This is a genomic window from Streptomyces sp. NPDC058092 (assembly GCF_042884935.1).
Lineage (GTDB): Bacteria > Actinomycetota > Actinomycetes > Streptomycetales > Streptomycetaceae > Streptomyces.
In genome coordinates this window covers 174,024-192,557 of the sequence record NZ_JBHVSY010000012.1, presented here as the reverse complement: position 1 = coordinate 192,557, position 18,534 = coordinate 174,024, and the positions used below count along the sequence as shown (strand labels likewise).

Here is an 18,534-nt window from a genome sequence, read left to right as displayed (position 1 = left end):
GTGGAACTCGGACCGTTCGGCATATGGAGCCTGGCCTTTACGCACGGGGACCGGCGCGAAGCGCAGGACGCCGCAGCAGAGCTCGAAGAGCTGGGGTACGGAACGCTCTGGCTCGGCGGCAGTCCGGGCGGCAACCCCAGCGGGGACCTGGTCGCTGCCGCCGAACTCCTGGCCGCAACAAGGCGAGTAGCGGTCGCGACCGGGTGTGTGTCCATCTGGGAACAACCAGCCGACCGGCTCGCCGCCGCCTACCACGCACTGCCCGAGCACCAGCGGGCCCGGCTTCTGGTAGGACTGGGCGTCAGCCACGCCGACTTCGTCGACCGCTATCACCGCCCCTACGCGGCGCTCAGCTCGTACCTGGACGAACTGGATGCGGCTGCCCCTCCCCTGCCGTCCTGCGCACGCATCATCGGCGCGCACGGCCCGCAGATGACCCGTTTGGGCGCTGCCCGGTCAGTGGGGGTGCATCCTTACCTGGTGGACGTGGCGCACACCGCACGGGCCAGGTCCGATCTGGGAAGCCGGCCCCTGCTGGCAGTGGAACAGACCGTCATCCTGCACACCGATCCGGATTCCGCCCGCTCACAGGCGCGCGCCGTGCTCGTCCCGTACCTGGAACTGGCCAACTACCGTGGCGCTTGGCTGCGCGTCGGCTTCACCGACGAAGATCTGGCCGATGGCGGCAGCGACCAACTGATCGACGCCCTGTTCATCCACGGGAGCCCTGACAAGGTTGCCGCCCGACTCACCGAGCAGCAAAAGGCCGGGGCCGACCACCTTGCCCTTCAGATAGCCACCACGGACCATCGTCTCTTCCCCCGCACGGCATGGCGCGACCTTGCTGCGGCGCTGTTCTGAGATGCACCCGTGAGATCACCACCCCGTGCCGGTTTGCCCCCAACACCCGCGCCGGGTGCCCCTCCCCTGAGAGAACGTCGAGATCGCGTCGGCTCTTTCCCGGAATCTGATGCGCGGGCGGGCAGCCGTCGGCCCTGTTCCGCTGGTGTCGTGCACCCGTCATAATTTGGCGGCTGACCCCCCACGGCAGACGGAGGCACTCCCCGCATGAGCCCGTACACCGCCACTCGCCGGAACTTCCTGGCCGGCGCTCTCGCCGCCACCGCCACCGTTGTCGTCGGCGCGGGCCCCGCCACAGCCGGGGCCCGGCAGGTCCTCGCCACCCAGGACTGGATGGGCGCCGTCCCCGACGCCACCGCGTTGCAACGCCTCACGATCCCCGGATCGCACGACTCGGGGGCTCGCTACGGTGGGCCGTGGACCGAGTGCCAGAACACCACCGTCGCCGAGCAGCTGAACAGCGGGCTGCGGTTTCTCGACGTGCGGTGCCGGGTCACCGGTGACGCGTTCGCGATCCACCACGGCGCCTCGTACCAGAACCTGATGTTCGGCGATGTGCTCGGCGCCTGCTGGGACTTCCTGGCGGCTCACCCGGGCGAGACCGTGCTGATGCGGGTCAAGCAGGAGTACTCCGAGGAGAGCGACGCGGAGTTCCGGCGGGTCTTCGACCTCTACCTCGACGTCAAGGGGTGGCGGCCGTTGTTCCGTATCGACTCCGCACTGCCCTCGCTGGGTGAGGCGCGCGGCAAGGTCGTACTGCTTGCCGACAACGGCGGACTGCCCGGGGTCCGTTACGCAGATTCGGAACTCTTCGACATCCAGGACGACTACATGGCGGAGCCGTTCGCCAAATACCCCAAGATCGAGGCCCAGTTCCGCAAGGCCGCGCAGCGGCCCGGGAAACTGTTCATGAACTACGTCAGCACCGCCGCCCTGATGCCGCCGCGCTGGAACGCGGACCGGCTCAACCCGCAGGTGCAGTCATTCCTGGACGGATCGGAGGCGGCGGGCCGGACCGGGCTCGGGATCGTCCCGCTGGACTTCCCCGCCACCCGGTCCGGGCTGGTCGAATCGCTGATCAGGCACAACCCCGGGGTCTGACCGGCCCGACGGGGCTGTATGCCGCCGAGAACCCACGAATTCTTCCCTTCGCATCGCCGGTTCCCCCCGTCACAGCCCCGGCGGCGGCTGCGGAGCCCCCGGCAGCCTGATCGACGCCTCGGTGCCGTCTCCCTTCGCCGCCGGGCGCAGGGTCACTTCGCCGCCCGACTGCTGGACCGTGCGGGCGACGATCGACAGGCCCAGGCCCGAGCCGGGTAGCTGGCGGGCGGACGGGGAGCGCCAGAAGCGTTCGAAGACGTGGGGGAGTTCCTCGGCGAGGATGCCGGGGCCGTGGTCCCGTACGGTCAGTTCGCCGTTCCGCAGCGCGACCTCGATCGTGCCGCGGGGCGGGCTGAACTTGACCGCGTTGTCCAGGACGTTGACCACCGCCCGCTCCAGCGCCGCCGGTTCGGCCCGTACGTACCAGGGCGTCAGGTCGGCCCTGATCGTCAGCTCGGGGCCGCGCAGGCGGGCGCGTTCCAGGGCCGTGTCCGCGATGTCGTGCAGGGCGACGACCTGGAGCGGGCCGGGGTCCGCCGCGTCGGGGCGGGCCAGTTCCTGGAGGTCGCCGATGAGCGAGGCCAGCTCGGTCATCTGCGCCTTGACCGAGTTCATCAGGGCCCTGCGGTCGTCCGGCGGGATGGCCCGGCCGGTGTCGTCGCTGCGGGCGAGGAGCTCGACGTTGGTGCGGAGCGAGGTCAGCGGCGTCCGCAGTTCGTGGCCGGCGTCCGCGATCAGCTGGGCCTGACGGTCGCGGGAGCTGGCGAGGGAGGCGGTCATCGAGTTGAAGGAGCGGGACAGCCGGGCGATCTCGTCCTCGCCCTCGACCGGGATGCGGACGGTGAGGTCCTCGGTGCGGGCGACGTGCTCGACCGCCTCGGTGAGCTCGTCGACGGGCCGCAGCCCGGTACGGGCGACCCACAGCCCGGCCGCGCCGGCGCCGACGACGCCGATGCCGGAGACGACCAGGAGCACCCAGGCGAGGGTGGAGAGCGGCTTGTCGATCTCGCTCATCGGGCGGGCGAGGGAAACGGCGATGCTGCCCGTCGTCCCACCGGGAACGGGGGCGATCTGCACCAGCGCGTACGTGTAGACGCGCATCCTCTCCCCGCGCGCGTTCTTCGCCGAGTGCAGGGTGTCGCGCTGTTTGCCCTCGGCCACCGCGATGTCCGCGGGGCTCACGTGGAGCGCATATGCGTCGGGGTCGATGCACACCGTGCCCCGGGAGTCGATGAGCTGAACGGTGTACCCGGTGAACGACTGCGGCGGCAGTGGCCTGGTGCCCTGGCAGTAGTTGTACAGGTCGCTCAGGTAGTTCTTGTCGACCTTGGAACTGCGCAGCGACGCGTCCATCTGCTGCTCCAGCTGCACCCGCGTCACGAACCAGCAGGCCGCCGCCACCGCCGCGACCGCCACCGCGACCGCCGTCGCCACCAGCAGCGCGAGCCGGGTCCGCAGGGGCAGGGCGCGGAGCCGGTGCAGGGTGCCGGTCATCCGTCACCGCCGCCGGAGCGGAGTGCGTAACCGACCCCCCGCACCGTGTGCACGAGCCGCGGTTCGCCGCCCGCCTCCGTCTTGCGGCGCAGGTACATCACGTACACGTCCAGGGAGTTGGAGCTCGGCTCGAAGTCGAAGCCCCACACGGCCTTGAGGATCTGCTCGCGGGTCAGCACCTGCCGCGGGTGTGCCAGGAACATCTCCAGCAGGGTGAACTCGGTACGGGTCAGTTCGACCCGGCGGGTGCCACGGGTGACCTCGCGGGTGGCCAGGTCCATCCGGAGATCGGCGAAGGCCAGCACATTGTCGTCGGGGACGCCGCCGCCCGCCGCGGCCGCGTACGAGCTGCGGCGCAGCAGGGCCCGGATACGGGCGAAGAGCTCGTCCAGCTCGAAGGGCTTGACCAGGTAGTCGTCGGCGCCCGCGTCGAGACCGGTGACCCGGTCGCCGACGGTGTCGCGGGCGGTGAGCATCAGGATGGGGGTGGTGGTGCCCGCGGAGCGGAGCCGGCGGGCCGCCGTCAGGCCGTCCATCCGCGGCATCTGGATGTCGAGGACGATGAGGTCGGGCGCGTACGCGTCGGCTCTGGCGAGGGCGTCGAAACCGTCGACGGCGACCTCGGTGCCGTACCCCTCGAACGCGAGGCTGCGCTGCAGGGCCTCACGCACGGCGGGCTCGTCGTCGACGATCAGGATGCGCTGCGGATCGTCTTCGGCGGGGCTCATCGCTCGTTTTCCTCTTCTCGTTCCGGGCGGACCGTGCTGCTTTCAGCCTCGCACGGCCGCGGCACGCCGTCGCGCGGCCCGGCGTTCGCGGGCCGTGGCGGCACGGACCTCCGGGACGCGGGGCGGCTCGGAGGTCCTGCGGCCGGCCAGTTCCGCGACGAGAGCGAGGGGCAGGGCCAGGTCGGCCGGGCCGGCGGGGATCCGGGTGGGAGGGTTCATGTCCGTCCTGTCTCCTCAGGAACCGTTGCCGGACCGCAGGGTGGCGAGGTCGGCCTTCAGCGTGTTCACCGGGATGGCGAAGCCGAGACCCACGCTGCCCGCGCCGGAACTGCTGGATCCGTCGGACGAACTCGCCGAGTACATCGCGGAGTTGATGCCGATGATCTCGCCGTTCATATTGATGAGCGCGCCACCGGAGTTGCCGGGGTTGAGCGAGGCGTCGGTCTGAATGGCCTTGTACGTGGTGGTGGAGTCGCCGGTGTCGCCGTTGAACTGCCGGCCGCCGAACTCGAACGGCCACTGCTCGCCGCCGCTCTGCCCGCCCTGCCCCCGCCCCTGGCCGCTGCCGTTCTCCTTGGCGACTGTGACATCGCGGTTCAGGGCGGAGACGATGCCGCTGGTGACGGTGCCGGTCAGGCCCTCCGGCGAGCCGATCGCGACGACCTGGTCGCCGACCGCGACCGCCGAGGAGTCGCCCAGCGTGGCCGTCTTCAGCCCGCTCGCACCCTGGAGCTTGATGAGCGCGAGGTCCTTGTCGGCGTCGGTGCCGACGACCTTCGCGGTGTACGTCCTGCCGGTGCTGAGCTTCACCTTGACCGATGAGGCGCCGGAGATGACGTGGTTGTTGGTGACGATCTCGCCGTCGGACGTGATGACCACGCCGGAGCCGGTGGACTCGCCCGCGGTCGAGGTCGCGTTGATCTCGACGATCATCGGCGAGACGGCCGCCGCGACACCGGCGACGGTCCCTTTGCTGCTCTGCGAGACGGTGGTGCCGGGGACGACGCCGCCGCCCGTGCTGTTCGTGTCGTTGCCGGTGAACTGCTGGACGAAGGCGGCGGTGCCGCCGCCGACGACGCCCGCCGCGATGGCCACGGCCGCCAGGAGTGCCACCGGCCGCCTGGCCCGGCGCCGGTGCGCGGCGGGCTCGGGGGCGGGCGGGTAGGACGGCGGCGGCGGGTAGGACGCGTCACCGTTGCCGTACGAGGGGTACATCGGGTACTCGCCGCTCGGGCGCTGGCTCTCTGTCATGTAAAAGAGCGTGACGGCCGAAGATGAGAGAAACCTGAGCACGCGCTGAGAAGCCCGGCAGAACCTCGTATGCCCGATATAAGGGAGTACGGCTTCCGTTGGGTCGTGGGGGAGTGCGAACGTGGCGGGGCGCGGGTGCCGCCCGCCCCGCCTGACGCATCCCGCCTAACGCACCCCGCCCGCGGGTTCCCCGCAGCCGCACGACCGTCGTACCACCAGCGCCGACGGGAACTGCTTCAGCCGCTCCCGGCGCGACCCCTGCACCCGCAACGAGTCGTCGAGCACCAGGTCCACGGCCGCCCGCGCCATCGCCGGGCGGTCCGAGAAGACCGTCGTCAGCGGCGGATCGGTCAGACCGGCTTCCTTCACGTCGTCGAAGCCCGCCACCGCGAGCTCCCCGGGCACATCGATCCGCAGCTCGCGCGCGGCCCGCAGTACACCGATGGCCTGGTCGTCCGTCGAGCAGAAGATCGCCGGCGGCCTGTCCGGCCCCGCGAGCAGCTTCAGCGCCACCTGATAGGCGTCGTAACGGTTGTACGGGGCCTGGAAGAGCCGGCCCTCCGTCGAGCGCCCCGACTCGTGCATCGCACGGCGCCAGCCCTCGACGTGGTCGGCGACCGGGTCACCGACCGACGGGGTCGACTCCACGCCGCCGAGGCACGCCACGTACTCGTTGCCGTGCTCCAGCAGGTGCCGGGTGGCGAGCTGGGCGCCGCCGACGTCGTCCGTGACGACCGCGACGTCGTCGATCGCCTCGGGCCGCTCGTGCAGCAGCACGACCCGCGCGTCCCACGCCTCGATCTCCGCCGCGGCCCGCTCGCTGGGGCCCTGGCTGACCAGGATCAGCCCGGAGACCCGCATGCCGAGGAAGGCCCGCAGATAGTGGACCTCGCGCTCGTCGCGGTAGTCGGAGTTGCCGACGAGCACCATCTTCCCGCGCTCGGCGGCGGCCTGTTCGACCGCGTGCGCCATCTCCGCGAAGAACGGCTGCCGGGCGTCCGGCACGATCATCCCTATGAGGTCGGTCCGCCGCGAGGCCATGGCCTGGGCAACCCGGTCGGGCCGGTAGCCCAGCTCCTTGATCGCGGCGAGCACCCGCTCGCGCGTGGCCGGGGCGACCGGCCTGGGTCCGTTGTTGATGACGTAGCTGACGACCGCGGTCGACGTACCCGCCAGTCTCGCCACATCGTCCCGCGTCACCTTGGCCACGCGCGGCAGTCTACGCGGATATACCTACCTGTTGGCAGGCCGGACCGGGGCTTCTTCCGGGGCCTCGGCCGCGCTCGGCTGCTCCGAACGGGTTACGGGTTCGGCGGCCCTCTCCGTCGTGGCCCGGGCCTTGGCCTCGGCCGCGCGCTCCACCTTCTCCGGTGTGACGAACCGGTAGCCGACGTTACGGACCGTGCCGATCAGCGACTCGTGCTCCGGGCCGAACTTGGCGCGCAGCCGCCGCACATGGACGTCGACTGTCCGCGTACCGCCGAAATAGTCGTAACCCCAGACCTCCTGGAGCAGCTGGGCGCGGGTGAAGACCCGGCCCGGGTGCTGCGCCAGATATTTGAGCAGTTCGAATTCCTTGAAGGTCAGGTCCAGGACGCGGCCCTTCAGCTTCGCGCTGTACGTCGCCTCGTCGACCGACAGATCGCCGTTGCGGATCTCCATGGGGGAGTCGTCGGAGCTGATCTGCTGCCGGCCGGTGGCCAGCCGCAGCCGGGCCTCGACCTCGGCCGGGCCCGCCGTGTCCAGCAGCACGTCGTCGATGCCCCAGTCGGCCGTGACGGCCGCGAGACCGCCCTCCGTCACCACGAGGATCAGCGGACAGCCCGGTCCGGTGGACCGCAGCAGCTGGCACAGCGACCGCACCTGCGGCAGATCGCGGCGGCCGTCGATCAGGATGACGTCGGCACCGGGGGTGTCGACGAGGGCGGGGCCTTCGGCCGGCGCCACCCGCACGCTGTGCAGCAGGAGACCGAGGGCCGGAAGCACCTCCGTCGACGGTTGAAGGGCATTTGTCAGAAGCAGCAGTGAACTCATCGCCGCCCACCTGCCTGGGTCGTCGGTCGATGATCGTGCGCGGTTCGCTCGCCCATTACGTCGGTCCTCCTCGTTCCCTGCGAGAGGGGCACTCCCGGGCCCGGCCCGGGGGAGTATGCGGCACTTCTTCGTACGGTTCGTGCCGGCTCGGTCACTGCTCGCCGTACGACGTTCGTCATCGTCCGTCATACGTTTTCTACGGGTGCGGCCCCGCGCCCCGGGACCGCTGAGCTTGTGGAAACGTCGCCGTAACAACGCCTGGAAAGCACAAAAGGACCCAGGGGCTGCTTTGCCCGGATCCTCTTCCCAGCAGAATAGCCCACATGAGTTCTGTGTCCGAGGGGCGATTTCGGAGTTCCTCTGTTCCCTTGATCACGCCCGGACTGCTGCGCACCCCGTTGCGGACCACGTTGCGGACCGATGACGGGGTCCGTATCGAGGCGGTGTACGAGCCGTGTACGGCAGATGCCGGGGCCGCTGCGGAAACATCCTTCGACGGTACCGCGATCGTGGTCGCGCACGGGTTCACCGGATCGGTGGACCGGCCCGCGGTACGGCGTGCCGCCGGGGTTCTCGGCCGGCGCGCGGCCGTGGTCACGTTCTCGTTCCGGGGGCACGGCGGGTCCGGCGGGCGGTCGACGGTGGGCGATCGCGAGGTGCTGGATCTGGCGGCGGCGGTGCAGTGGGCGCGGGCGCTCGGACACCGGCGGGTCGTGACCGTGGGGTTCTCGATGGGCGGCTCGGTGGTGCTGCGGCACGGGGCGCTGTGCAAGGGACGAGCCGGTGTGAGCGCGGAGCGCGGGGGGCGCATCGAAGCGTACGAGGGGGTGCATGCGGATGCGCGCGCCGATGCGGTGGTGGCCGTGAGCGCCCCCGCCCGCTGGTACTACCGGGGCACGGCCCCGATGCGCCGCCTGCACTGGGTGGTCACCCGGCCCGTCGGCCGGCTGGTCGGCCGCTACGGGCTCCGCACCCGGATCGACCACGACGACTGGGACCCGGTCCCGCTCTCCCCGGTCGGGGCGGCCCGGCTGATCGCCCCGGCCCCGCTGCTCATCGTGCACGGCGACCAGGATCCGTACTTCCCGCTGGACCACCCCCGGATGCTGGCCGAAGCGGCGGGCGACGGCGCCGAGCTGTGGCTGGAGCACGGCATGGGCCATGCCGAGAACGCCGCGGACGAGAGCCTGCTCACCCGCATCGGCGACTGGGCGGCGGCGCGGTGATTCATCTGATTCCTTTCGTGGATACCCCCGGCTTTAGAGCGCCCGGCGGTAGACGTCACTTCAGGCGCTTGGTGGTGGGCCGGCTGTCCCTGTAGCGCGGGGTCGCGCGGCGGATGGCCGGAGCCGTGCACGAGGGCGGCGATGACGTGCTCGAAGACAATCCGGTCTGGGATGCGCGGGTTGTGGCAGCCCAGCGGGTGGGTGTCCACGTGCTCGGGCAGCAGCGCCGCGAATTGGTCCCACAGGGGTTCGAGCAGGCAGGACGGCAGGACGGGCACGAGCTCTCCGGGAGTGAGAGGCGGGGGACGCGTGAGGCCGCGTCCCACTCGGTCCTCTCCGTCACGGCTGGGCAGACCGATGTCAGGGCCGGGTCGGTGTTCGGCGTCAGCAAAGCCGGGAAGGGATGGGCTACTTCCGCATAGCGTCGGCGATGCCCTTCCGTACGGCGGGCCACCGCCCGGAGGTGGTCTGGCGGGAAGGTGCTCGGGGCCGGGGGTCTGCAGCCCCCAGCAGCGTGAGCGATCGGTCAGCTCAGCCGGGCATCTGCGTAGGCGACCATCGCATCGCGCTGGTACTCGGCCAGCCCGGCAGTGACCTTGTCGTAGGCCGAACGAAACCGCGGGTCGTCGACGTAGGTCTGGCCCAGTCCCTTGTAGGCGGCCGCGTCCGGGGTCCAGAACCGGCAGATGCCCTGGTAGTGGGCGTCCACCGTTGGCGGACCGCGGTGCTCTGACCCGCAGGTTTGATTCTTACCTGTTGTCGCGCTAGTTTGTGAACCATGACCACTGACGTGAAGCGGGCATTCAAGTACCGCCTCTACCCGACGGATACGCAGGCAGCGGAGCTATCGCGTACCTTCGGATGCGTCCGGAAGGTCTACAACCTCGCCCTCGCCGTCCGCACGGAAGCGTGGGTGCGGGGGGAGCGGGTCAACTACAACGCCACCTCGGCGATGCTCACGGCATGGAAGAAGACCGACGAGCTGGCCTACCTCTGCGACGTTTCCTCCGTCCCGCTCCAGCAGGCGCTCCGCCACTTGCAGAGCGCGTTCGCGAATTTCTTCGGGAAGCGGGCCAAGTACCCCCGCTTCAAGTCGAAGAAGAGGTCCCGGGCCTCTGCCGAGTACACGACCAGCGGCTTCCGGTACCGCGATGGCGAACTCACCCTCGCGAAGATGAAGGAGCCGCTGGACGTCCGATGGTCCCGGCCGCTCCCGGAGGGTGCGGTGCCGTCCACGGTGACCGTGTCGCAGGACGCGGCCGGACGCTGGTTCGTGTCCGTGCTGTGCGACGACCCCGGGGTCAGGCCCCTCCCCGCCGTGGATACGGCGGTCGGAATCGATGTGGGCCTCACCTCCCTGCTGACACTGTCCACCGGGGAGAAGATCACCAACCCCCGTCATGAACGCAAGGACCGGGCGCGTCTCGCGAAGGCCCAGCGGGTCCTCGCGAAGAAGGCCAAGGGTTCCGCGAACCGGGTCAAGGCCCGGATCAAGGTTGCGAAGATCCATGCCCGGATCGCGGACCGGCGCCGGGATCACCTCCACAAGCTGACCACTCGTCTCGTGCGTGAGAACCAAACGCTCGTGATCGAGGATCTGACCGTGCGCAATATGGTCAAGAACCGGAGCCTGGCCCGCGCCATCAGCGACGCGAGCTGGGCCGAGTTCCGGAGCATGCTGGAGTACAAGGCCGCCTGGTATGGGCGGGAAGTGATCACTGTCGACCGCTTCTTCCCCTCCTCCAAGCTGTGCTCCCACTGCGGTGCGCTCGCCGCGAGCATGCCGCTGCACGTCCGTACTTGGACATGTGACAGCTGCGGCGTCACGCACGACCGCGACGGGAACGCGGCACACAACCTTCTGGCCGCCGGGCTGGCGGTATCGGTCTGTGGAGCCGGTGTAAGACCTCAACGGAGAACTCCGGACGGGCAGTCGGCGACGAAGCAGAAAACCCCACGGCGCGAGCCGTAGGAATCCCCCTCCTTCGGGAGGGGGAGGAAGTCAAGATGGACAGCTGATGCGAGAGCGAGAGAGAGGAGAGGAACTCCGCCATGTCTGCCGGAACGATCCGCTACTGGGCCGCCGCGAAGGCCGCCGCCGGGACCGCGGAGGAGCCGTACGCCGCTGCGACGCTCGCCGACGCGCTCGCCGCGGTGCGCGAACGGCACCCCGGCGAGCTCACCCGAGTGCTGCAAAGGTGCTCGTTCCTCGTCGACGGTGACCCCGTGGGGACCCGCAGTCATGAGACCGTACGTCTCGCCGAGGGCGGCACGGTCGAGGTGCTCCCGCCGTTCGCAGGAGGGTGAACCGCAGAACATGAGCAGCAACGATCAACAGCATCCGTACGGACAGGACCCGGGCCACGGCTACGGGTACGAGCCCGGTCACGCCCCGCTGAGCGACCAGGAGCCACAGCCCTCGCAGCCGTACGGGGAGCAGGCGTACGGACGACAGCAGGTGTACGGGGAGCAGGGACAGCAGGCGTACGGACAGCAGCCGTACGGGGAGCAGGCGTACGGACAGCAGGTGTACGGTCAGCAGGCGTACGGCGACCTGACCCAGGGCGCGCAGTCGTACGGGGACCAGGCGTACGACGGCCAGTCCTACGACGGCCAGTCCTACGGCGGCCAGTCCTACGGCGGCCAGTCGTACGGTCAGCAGGCGTCGTACGGAGCCCCGCGGCCGGCCGACCCGGTGTCCGCATGGCCGACCGGCCACCTGCCGGAGTCCGGCGCACCCGCGGCGCACGGCCCGCAGGAATTCGGTGTCGCGCAGACCTGGGAGGGCCAGACCTGGGACACCCAGTACCAGCCGACCATCCAGCCCGCACAGCCCGCGCAGCCCGCACAGCCCGCGCAGCCCGCACAGCCTGTGCAGCAGCCCGTTCCGGCTGCCGCCGAGACCGCCTATCTGCCGCCTTCGCATCCGCAGCGCGCCGTCGGCTCCTACCCGCTGCCTCCCGAGGCCCCGGCCGAGCCGGTCCGGGCGGACGTACCCGCGGACCCGCCCGCCGCCGCCACCGCGTCCGCGCTCGACGCCGCCGGATACACCGCCCCCACCACCCTGGGCAACAGCCGGATCACCGACGCCCAGCGCGCCCGCGCCGAGGGCCGCTCGCCGATCATCGCGCCGGGTATGCAGCCCGCCGCCCTCACCGCGGGACTCGGACTGCTCCTCGCCCTCGGTGCCGCGATCGGGCCGTACGCCCTGGTCGTACCGCTGGTGCTGCTCCAGGCCGTGACCGCGGCCGGGTGGTTCCGGCTGAACGGCATGTGGCCGGCCCGGCAGGGCATCGCGCTCGCGTTCGCCGGTGGCCTCGTCGCCGACATCGCGCTGCTCGCCGCGGGCCGCGAGAACGGACCGGCCGCCATCTTCGGCACCCTCGGCATCTGGGTGCTGCTCACCGTGGTCCTCCAGCTGCGCAGCCACGCGAGCGCCGACGAGCGGATGCAGGGGCTGATGGCCACCGTCGCCTCGGCCGCGCTCTCGGTCCTGGCCGCCGGACACCTCGCGGCGGTCCCGGACGCGGTGACGGTGGGCGGGGTGGCCGTCGCGGTCGCCGTCCTCGTCCGCGCGCTGCCGCTGCCCGGACCGGCCTCGGTCGTGGTGGCGCTGCTCGCCGCCGCGGGCGCCGGTGCCGCGGCGGGGGCGTTCACCGATTTCGGCACGAAGGGTGCGCTGCTCGGCCTCGCGGCGGGCGGTTGCGCGCTGATCGGGCTGCGGGTGGCGAGTTACGACTACCCGTCGCGGTTCGTCCACATGACGGCCGGTGTGGCACTGCCGCTCACCGCCGCCGCCCCCGCCGTCTATCTGCTCGGCCGCGCGATCTCGTAGCACGCACCGCCGCCGCCCCCTTCGGGAACCGAGCGGGAACCGAAGGGGGGCGTCCGCTCGTCGATCACCCCGGGCGTGCCGTGCATCCGTACCGGACGCGGGGGCGCCGGGGGTCCGGCCGGATGCAGGGTGGGGGAAAGAGCGGGCATGCGCGCACTGCGAATACTGCTGGTCACAGTGGTGGTTCTGGGCGGGATCTTCGTCGTCGTCGACCGGGCGGCGGTGTATTTCGCCGAGTCGGAGATCGAGGGCCGGGTCCACGTCACCGGCGCCACGATCGGCTCCACGGACGTCTCGATCAAGGGATTTCCGTTCCTGACCCAGCTCGCCGGTTCGCAGTTCGACGAGGTCGACGTCGAGATCACCGGCATCGAGACCGACGCCAACGGCCGCAGGATCCGGATCAACAGGATGAACGCCGCGCTGCACGAGGTGAAGCCGGCCGACGGCTACTCCGGCGCCACCGCCGCACGCGCCACCGGCACCGCCGTCATCTCGTACGAGGACCTGACCAAGGCCGCCGGCGACGGCGCCGTCGTCGAGTACGGCGGCAACGGCAAGGTGAAGGTGACCGGCACGGTCGACATCCTCGGCCGCCCGCTGTCGCGCAGTGTGCTCTCCACCGTCACCCTCGTCGACGGCCACATCCTCAAGGTGCACGCCGACAAGGTGCCGGGCGAGGGCATCCCCGGGCTGGAGGGTCTGGTGCGCCGGAAGACCGACTTCGAGCGGGAGGTCGGCGGCCTGCCCAGCGGCCTGAAGCTGCAGAAGATCCAGCCGACCGCCGACGGCCTGGAGATCTCGGTGGCGGGCACGGACGTACAGCTCGCCGGATAGGTTCCGCCGGGGCCGGGCAGTGGCCTCGGCGGCGCAGGGCACTTCGGGCCACATATTGAGACGGTCGTGTCCGATCCGCAGATGGCCGACGGGCGCGGACGGCAGGGGAGCCGCGCGGGAGGCGACGCCATCCAGCCGATGTCTCGTATTGCGGACGATCGAGTCTCAGGATGCGACACGGCGGTGACATGTCCGCCCGTACCTCCCTACGATCGGTCCCATGCAGTGCTCTATAGGCGGTCTCCCACAGTGGGGACGGGCGGATCTCACGAAGCGGCGGGCAGTGGACCTGTGCCGCGTCGCCGCCATGCTCTGTCGCACTGTCTGAGCGGGAGCCTTCGGCACCCCGCATTCCCCCGGCCCTTCGACCGATTCAGGGCCCATCCCGATCGCATGTCGCACGTGCGCCGCACCCTGCGCCGCCGTACATCCGCATCACGCACCGTCTCGCACCGTCTCGCCGCAGACTGCCCCGGAGGAGAACAGAATGAGCCGCAGTGACGTCCTGGTAGACGCCGACTGGGTCGAGGCCCACATCGAGGACCCGAAGGTCGCCCTCGTCGAGGTCGACGAGGACACCTCCGCGTACGAGAAGAACCACATCAAGAACGCGATCCGGATCGACTGGACCAAGGACCTCCAGGACCCGGTCCGCCGTGACTTCATCGACCAGGCGGGCTTCGAGAAGCTGCTGTCCGAGAAGGGCATCGGCAACGACACCACGGTCGTCCTGTACGGCGGCAACAACAACTGGTTCGCGTCCTACGCGTTCTGGTACTTCAAGCTCTACGGTCACCAGGACGTCCGCCTGCTCGACGGCGGCCGCAAGAAGTGGGAGCTCGACTCCCGCGACCTGGTCGACGGCGACCAGATCCCGTCCCGCCCGGCCACCGCGTACAAGGCCCAGCCGCAGGACGAGTCGATCCGCGCCTACCGCGACGAGGTCGTGAAGGCGATCGGCAGCCAGAACCTGGTCGACGTGCGGTCGCCCGACGAGTTCAGCGGCAAGCTGCTCGCCCCGGCGCACCTCCCGCAGGAGCAGTCCCAGCGCCCCGGCCACGTGCCGACCGCCCGCAACATCCCGTGGTCGAAGAACGCCAACGACGACGGCACTTTCAAGTCGGACGACGAGCTCAAGGCCCTCTACGAGGACGAGCAGGTCGACCTCGCGACGGACACCATCGCGTACTGCCGCATCGGCGAGCGCTCCGCGCTCACCTGGTTCGTGCTGCACGAGCTGCTCGGCCAGGAGAACGTCAAGAACTACGACGGTTCGTGGACCGAGTACGGCTCCCTCGTGGGCGTGCCGATCGAGCTCGGCGCCAACAAGTAACCACCAAGCAACTCCGCACGACCCGGACCGGTACCACCCGGACCAGGACGCCCCCCGACCCAGAAGGACAGAACACCATGTGTGGAGCAAAGGCCGGCGGCCCCGACGCTTCGACCATCAAGCCCGGTGAGACCACCATCCAGGGCAGCGTGACCCGCGACGGCGAGCCCGTCACCGGCTACGTGCGCCTGCTGGACTCGACCGGCGAGTTCACCGCGGAGGTCCCGACCTCGGCGACCGGACAGTTCCGCTTCTACGCGGCCGAGGGCACGTGGACGCTCCGCGCCCTCGTCCCGGGCGGCAGCGCCGACCGCACGGTCGTGGCGCAGACCGGTGGCCTCTCCGAGGTCGCCATCGCCGTCTAGTTCGCACGCGGGAGCCTGCCCGGCCGACCGGCCCGGTGGGCTCCCGCGACACCTCACCGGCCGAAGGGCCGTACCCCAGAGGTTGGACGCCTTCTGAAGCGGGGTACGGCCCTTCGTGCCATTCGCGTGTGCGCGTAACGGGCCTACGCTTGATTTATGTACGCCCGACGCCGTCGCGGCTATTTCCTGATGATGGGCGCCTGCATCGTCCTCTTCGTGTCGGCCTGGGCATTCGTCCGGCTGTGGTCGATGCCCGCCGCGATAGCGATGTGTCTCGTCGCCATGGTCATCCCGCCCGTCGCGGCCATGATCGCCAACCGCCGGGGCCCGGAGGACCGCTGGTGGGACGATCCGTCCGGCGACCCGAAGTCCGACGAGTGGTGGGACGAACTCGACGGCAAGAAACGGCACTAATGGGGGCGGGGCGGGGGCGCGTGCCCGTGGTGCGCGTGGCGCGTCAGTAGACCAGGGCCTGGACGCCCTCGGCCATGATCTCGCTGACGAAGACCTGCGCGCCCGCGATCCGTACGCCCTCCAACACGTCCTGTTCGGTGATGTCGCGCCGGGCCGCGCACTGCGTGCAGAGGGTGATCTGCCCGCCCGCCCGGATCGACTCGATCAGATCCGGCAGCGGCGCGGCGTGCGGCAGTTCGAACTCCGCGGCGCGGCCCGGCAGAGCGAACCAGGAGGATTCCCCGGTCAGCCAGAGGGAGACCTCCACGCCGCTGGCGACGGCGACCGCGGCCACCGTGAACGCCTGCGAGCAGCGCTCGGCTGAGTCGGCACCGGCAGTCACCTTGATCACGAGCTTCTTCGGCATGTGCCGAACTGTAATCGCCAGGCGGGCAACCTCATCGTTCCGGACTTCCACGAAGGCCGGAACGGCGCCGGCAAGGGCAAAGAGGGCACGGAGAGCGTGCCGTTCCACCGGACGCCGATCCTGCGGAGCCGGCTGCTGGGCTGACCCGTCCCCCGGCGGACCCCACGCACGCCCCGAACCGACGGGCCGGGCCCCGAGCCATTAGGCTGGGGCCCGGCCCCATACTGCTGCCCTACCGCTCGTTCCAAGGAGTTCCCGTGCTTGAGGCATTCTTCTCCGCCCTGCTGGTGCTGGTCTGCGTCGGCGTTCTCGCCTTCGCCGGCCTGACCGTGAAGAAGCTCTACCAGGGTCAGCGCTGACCTTCCCCGCCCCCGCCCCCTCACAGATCGTCTGAGCCACTCATGATCGAGATCCCGTCCGACCTCCACCCGGACCTCGTCCCGCTGGCCTTCCTCCTCGGCAACTGGGCGGGCGCGGGTGTCGCCGACTTCCCGGGCGCCGAGCAGTGCAACTTCGGCCAGGAGGTCTCCTTCAGCCACGACGGCCGGGACTTCCTGGAGTACACCTCGCACACCTGGGTGCTCGACTCCGAGGGCAAGAAGGTCAAGCCGCTGGAGTCCGAGTCGGGCTACTGGCGCATCGACAAGGAGCGCAAGGTCGAGGTCGTCATGGTCCGCGACCAGGGCGTCATCGAGATCTGGTACGGGGAGCTGGCTGACAAGAAGCCGCAGATCGACCTGGTCACCGACGCGGTGGCGCGCACCGCGGCCTCCGGCCCGTACAGCGGTGGCAAGCGTCTCTACGGCTATGTGAAGAGCGACCTGATGTGGGTCGGCGAGAAGGCCACCCCGGAGGTGGAGCTGCGCCCGTACATGTCGGCGCACCTGAAGAAGGTCGTCACCCCGGAAGAGGTCGAGGCGATGGCGAAGAGCCTCGGCGACCTCCCGGACGACGGCATCGCCTTCTTCAAGTAGTTCAAGAAGCCCTTCGGGTCCGGGTCCACGCCGGAGCAGTTCACGGAATCTCCCGGACACAGCTGTGGCCAGGTGTTCACCCGGTCCTACACTGGGCCCGTGGTGAGCACCGACTGGAAGACCGATCTCCGGCAGCGCGGCTATCGGCTGACGCCGCAGCGGCAGCTTGTCCTCGAAGCCGTCGACACGCTGGAACACGCGACGCCCGACGACATCCTCGCCGAGGTGCGCAGGACCGCGTCCGGCGTGAACATCTCCACCGTCTACCGGACGCTCGAACTCCTGGAGGAGCTGGAGCTGGTCAGCCACGCCCATCTGGGGCACGGGGCGCCGACGTACCACCTGGCCGACCGCCACCACCACATCCATCTGGTCTGCCGCGACTGCACGAACGTCATCGAGGCCGATGTCGGGGTCGTCGCCGAGTTCACCGCGAAGCTGCAGGACAGCTTCGGGTTCGAGACGGACATGAAGCACTTCGCGATCTTCGGCCGCTGCGCCGACTGCACGGCGAAGGCGGCATCCGGGGACGCGGCACGGACGGCCGACGCGGCCGGACCCAAGGCATAGGACCGGCCCGTCCCGAGCCGCAAATCGCGTCGTACGCTGGTCGCATGAAGAGCCCTCTGCTGTCCCTGCCCGGCGCGGTCCCCGCCGAAGGCCGCGACGAAGGCGTCGCCGCGCACTACGGTGACCTGTTCCGCGAGCAGCGCGCCCTCGCCGACGGCTCCGGCCTCGTCGACCTCTCGCACCGCGCCGTCGTCACCGTCACCGGCAGCGACCGGTTGGCCTGGCTGCATCTGCTGCTCACCCAGCACGTCAGCGAACTCGCCCCGGGACAGGCCACCGAGGCCCTGATCCTCACCGCGCACGGACACATCGAGCACGCCCTCTATCTCGTCGACGACGGCGAGACCGTGTGGATGCACGCCGAACCGGGCACGCAGGGCGACCTCGTCGCCTATCTGGAGTCCATGAAGTTCTTCTACCGGGTCGAAGTCGCCGACCGCACCGAGGACTTCGCCGTCGTGTATCTGCCGGCCGGCTCCATCGCGGAGGTCCCGGACGGGGTGACGGTACGGGAGACGGCGTACGGCCGGGATCTGTTCCTGCCCCGCGCCGACCTGGAGGCGTACGCGGCCGCACACGGCCCGGTGGCCGGCATCCTGGCGTACGAGGCGCTGCGCGTCGAGGCGCACCGCCCGCGCCTCGGTTTCGAGACCGACCACCGCACCATCCCGCACGAGCTGGGCTGGATCGGCACCGCCGTCCATCTCCAGAAGGGCTGCTACCGGGGCCAGGAGACCGTGGCCCGGGTGCAGAACCTGGGCAAGCCGCCGCGGCGGCTGGTCTTCCTGCACCTCGACGGCAGCGAGGTCGTGCTGCCCGGACACGGCACCCCCGTACGGCTCGCCGCGGACGGCGCCGAGGGCCGGCAGCTGGGCTTCATCACGACGTCCGCCCGCCACCACGAGCTGGGGCCGATCGCGCTGGCCCTGGTCAAGCGGAACGTGGCAGTGGACGCGGAGCTGCTCGCGGGGGATACGGCCGCCGCCCAGGAGACGGTCGTGGAGCCGTAACCGCACGCAGATTCTCTACGCGCGACCGTCTGCGGCGTCTGCGCCGTCCGTACCGATGTACCGAGTGCACGGCCCGACCTCTGTCCGGGGTCGGG

The 18,534-nt window shown here is 70.4% G+C and carries 23 protein-coding genes and 1 pseudogene; 15 read left to right on the top strand and 9 right to left on the bottom strand.

Annotation, left to right across the window (positions count from 1 at the left end; translation table 11 throughout):
• Together ACFVV1_RS21535 and ACFVV1_RS21530 are read left to right on the top strand one after the other, a co-directional pair.
• Complete coding sequence (locus tag ACFVV1_RS21535) at positions 1-861, top strand: TIGR03620 family F420-dependent LLM class oxidoreductase (protein WP_389991398.1); 861 nt, start codon at positions 1-3, stop codon at positions 859-861.
• Positions 862-1,068: 207 nt separating this feature from the next.
• A complete protein-coding gene (locus ACFVV1_RS21530; RefSeq protein WP_389991395.1) occupies positions 1,069-1,962 on the top strand; it encodes a phosphatidylinositol-specific phospholipase C in 894 nt (297 codons plus the stop codon).
• A gap of 69 nt (positions 1,963-2,031) precedes the next feature.
• Here the strand turns inward: ACFVV1_RS21530 and ACFVV1_RS21525 are convergent, their stop codons facing one another.
• The 6 genes from ACFVV1_RS21525 to ACFVV1_RS21500 form a co-directional block, all read right to left on the bottom strand.
• A complete protein-coding gene (locus ACFVV1_RS21525; RefSeq protein ID WP_389991392.1) occupies positions 2,032-3,456 on the bottom strand; it encodes a sensor histidine kinase in 1,425 nt (474 codons plus the stop codon).
• Positions 3,453-4,184 carry a response regulator transcription factor gene (locus tag ACFVV1_RS21520; protein WP_389991389.1) on the bottom strand — a complete coding sequence of 244 codons (732 nt, stop codon included), beginning with the start codon at positions 4,182-4,184 and terminating at the stop codon, positions 3,453-3,455. Before ACFVV1_RS21520 ends, ACFVV1_RS21525 begins: the two co-directional genes overlap by 4 nt.
• A 42-nt stretch (positions 4,185-4,226) precedes the next feature.
• Positions 4,227-4,403 (bottom strand): hypothetical protein, encoded by a 177-nt coding sequence (locus ACFVV1_RS21515; RefSeq protein ID WP_389991386.1) that lies wholly within the window; start codon positions 4,401-4,403, stop codon positions 4,227-4,229.
• 15 nt (positions 4,404-4,418) lie between these two features.
• A complete protein-coding gene (locus tag ACFVV1_RS21510; protein ID WP_389991383.1) occupies positions 4,419-5,435 on the bottom strand; it encodes a S1C family serine protease in 1,017 nt (338 codons plus the stop codon).
• Between the two features lie 165 nt (positions 5,436-5,600).
• Positions 5,601-6,644: a LacI family DNA-binding transcriptional regulator gene (locus ACFVV1_RS21505; protein WP_389991380.1), complete on the bottom strand. Its 1,044-nt coding sequence runs from the start codon at positions 6,642-6,644 to the stop codon at positions 5,601-5,603.
• 24 nt (positions 6,645-6,668) lie between these two features.
• Entirely contained in the window at positions 6,669-7,469 is an 801-nt protein-coding gene (locus ACFVV1_RS21500; RefSeq protein ID WP_389991377.1) for a response regulator transcription factor, read from the bottom strand.
• 323 nt (positions 7,470-7,792) lie between these two features.
• Here ACFVV1_RS21500 and ACFVV1_RS21495 point away from each other — a divergent pair, with 323 nt between their 5' ends.
• On the top strand, positions 7,793-8,695 hold the full coding sequence (locus ACFVV1_RS21495; RefSeq protein ID WP_389991374.1) for an alpha/beta hydrolase family protein: 903 nt from the start codon (positions 7,793-7,795) through the stop codon (positions 8,693-8,695).
• Between the two features lie 113 nt (positions 8,696-8,808).
• On the opposite strand, the pseudogene ACFVV1_RS21490 reads toward ACFVV1_RS21495, so the two are convergent.
• Positions 8,809-8,973, bottom strand: a pseudogene (locus tag ACFVV1_RS21490) (IS5/IS1182 family transposase); the annotation flags it as partial.
• Between the two features lie 248 nt (positions 8,974-9,221).
• Complete coding sequence (locus ACFVV1_RS21485; RefSeq protein ID WP_389991371.1) at positions 9,222-9,404, bottom strand: TipAS antibiotic-recognition domain-containing protein; 183 nt, start codon at positions 9,402-9,404, stop codon at positions 9,222-9,224.
• Positions 9,405-9,473: 69 nt separating this feature from the next.
• Here ACFVV1_RS21485 and ACFVV1_RS21480 point away from each other — a divergent pair, with 69 nt between their 5' ends.
• From ACFVV1_RS21480 to ACFVV1_RS21445, 8 genes are all read left to right on the top strand, one after another.
• On the top strand, positions 9,474-10,667 hold the full coding sequence (locus ACFVV1_RS21480) for an RNA-guided endonuclease InsQ/TnpB family protein (protein ID WP_389991368.1): 1,194 nt from the start codon (positions 9,474-9,476) through the stop codon (positions 10,665-10,667).
• 80 nt (positions 10,668-10,747) lie between these two features.
• On the top strand, positions 10,748-11,002 hold the full coding sequence (locus ACFVV1_RS21475; RefSeq protein ID WP_389991365.1) for a MoaD/ThiS family protein: 255 nt from the start codon (positions 10,748-10,750) through the stop codon (positions 11,000-11,002).
• Positions 11,003-11,012: 10 nt separating this feature from the next.
• Positions 11,013-12,530: a hypothetical protein gene (locus ACFVV1_RS21470; protein ID WP_389991362.1), complete on the top strand. Its 1,518-nt coding sequence runs from the start codon at positions 11,013-11,015 to the stop codon at positions 12,528-12,530.
• A 147-nt stretch (positions 12,531-12,677) separates the two neighbouring features.
• The gene (locus ACFVV1_RS21465) at positions 12,678-13,367 is read left to right on the top strand and encodes a DUF2993 domain-containing protein (protein ID WP_389991359.1); all 690 of its coding nucleotides are present in this window, start codon (positions 12,678-12,680) and stop codon (positions 13,365-13,367) included.
• A gap of 220 nt (positions 13,368-13,587) precedes the next feature.
• Positions 13,588-13,695, top strand: coding sequence for a putative leader peptide (locus ACFVV1_RS21460; protein ID WP_353962445.1), 108 nt, complete (start codon positions 13,588-13,590; stop codon positions 13,693-13,695).
• A gap of 159 nt (positions 13,696-13,854) precedes the next feature.
• Positions 13,855-14,700, top strand: a complete 846-nt coding sequence (locus ACFVV1_RS21455; RefSeq protein ID WP_389991356.1) for a sulfurtransferase — start codon at positions 13,855-13,857, stop codon at positions 14,698-14,700.
• A 77-nt stretch (positions 14,701-14,777) separates the two neighbouring features.
• A complete protein-coding gene (locus ACFVV1_RS21450) occupies positions 14,778-15,065 on the top strand; it encodes a DUF1416 domain-containing protein (RefSeq protein ID WP_018490348.1) in 288 nt (95 codons plus the stop codon).
• Positions 15,066-15,221: 156 nt separating this feature from the next.
• Positions 15,222-15,479, top strand: coding sequence for a DUF3099 domain-containing protein (locus tag ACFVV1_RS21445; RefSeq protein ID WP_389991353.1), 258 nt, complete (start codon positions 15,222-15,224; stop codon positions 15,477-15,479).
• A 43-nt stretch (positions 15,480-15,522) separates the two neighbouring features.
• Here the strand turns inward: ACFVV1_RS21445 and ACFVV1_RS21440 are convergent, their stop codons facing one another.
• Complete coding sequence (locus ACFVV1_RS21440; RefSeq protein WP_389991351.1) at positions 15,523-15,885, bottom strand: DsrE family protein; 363 nt, start codon at positions 15,883-15,885, stop codon at positions 15,523-15,525.
• Here ACFVV1_RS21440 and ACFVV1_RS21435 point away from each other — a divergent pair, their 5' ends adjacent.
• From ACFVV1_RS21435 to ACFVV1_RS21420, 4 genes are all read left to right on the top strand, one after another.
• On the top strand, positions 15,886-16,029 hold the full coding sequence (locus ACFVV1_RS21435; RefSeq protein WP_389991348.1) for a hypothetical protein: 144 nt from the start codon (positions 15,886-15,888) through the stop codon (positions 16,027-16,029).
• A 257-nt stretch (positions 16,030-16,286) separates the two neighbouring features.
• Complete coding sequence (locus ACFVV1_RS21430) at positions 16,287-16,859, top strand: FABP family protein (protein WP_389991345.1); 573 nt, start codon at positions 16,287-16,289, stop codon at positions 16,857-16,859.
• Between the two features lie 99 nt (positions 16,860-16,958).
• A complete protein-coding gene (locus ACFVV1_RS21425) occupies positions 16,959-17,429 on the top strand; it encodes a Fur family transcriptional regulator (protein ID WP_389991342.1) in 471 nt (156 codons plus the stop codon).
• A gap of 44 nt (positions 17,430-17,473) precedes the next feature.
• Positions 17,474-18,439 (top strand): YgfZ/GcvT domain-containing protein, encoded by a 966-nt coding sequence (locus ACFVV1_RS21420; RefSeq protein ID WP_389991339.1) that lies wholly within the window; start codon positions 17,474-17,476, stop codon positions 18,437-18,439.
• The last annotated feature ends 95 nt before the right edge of the window (positions 18,440-18,534 follow it).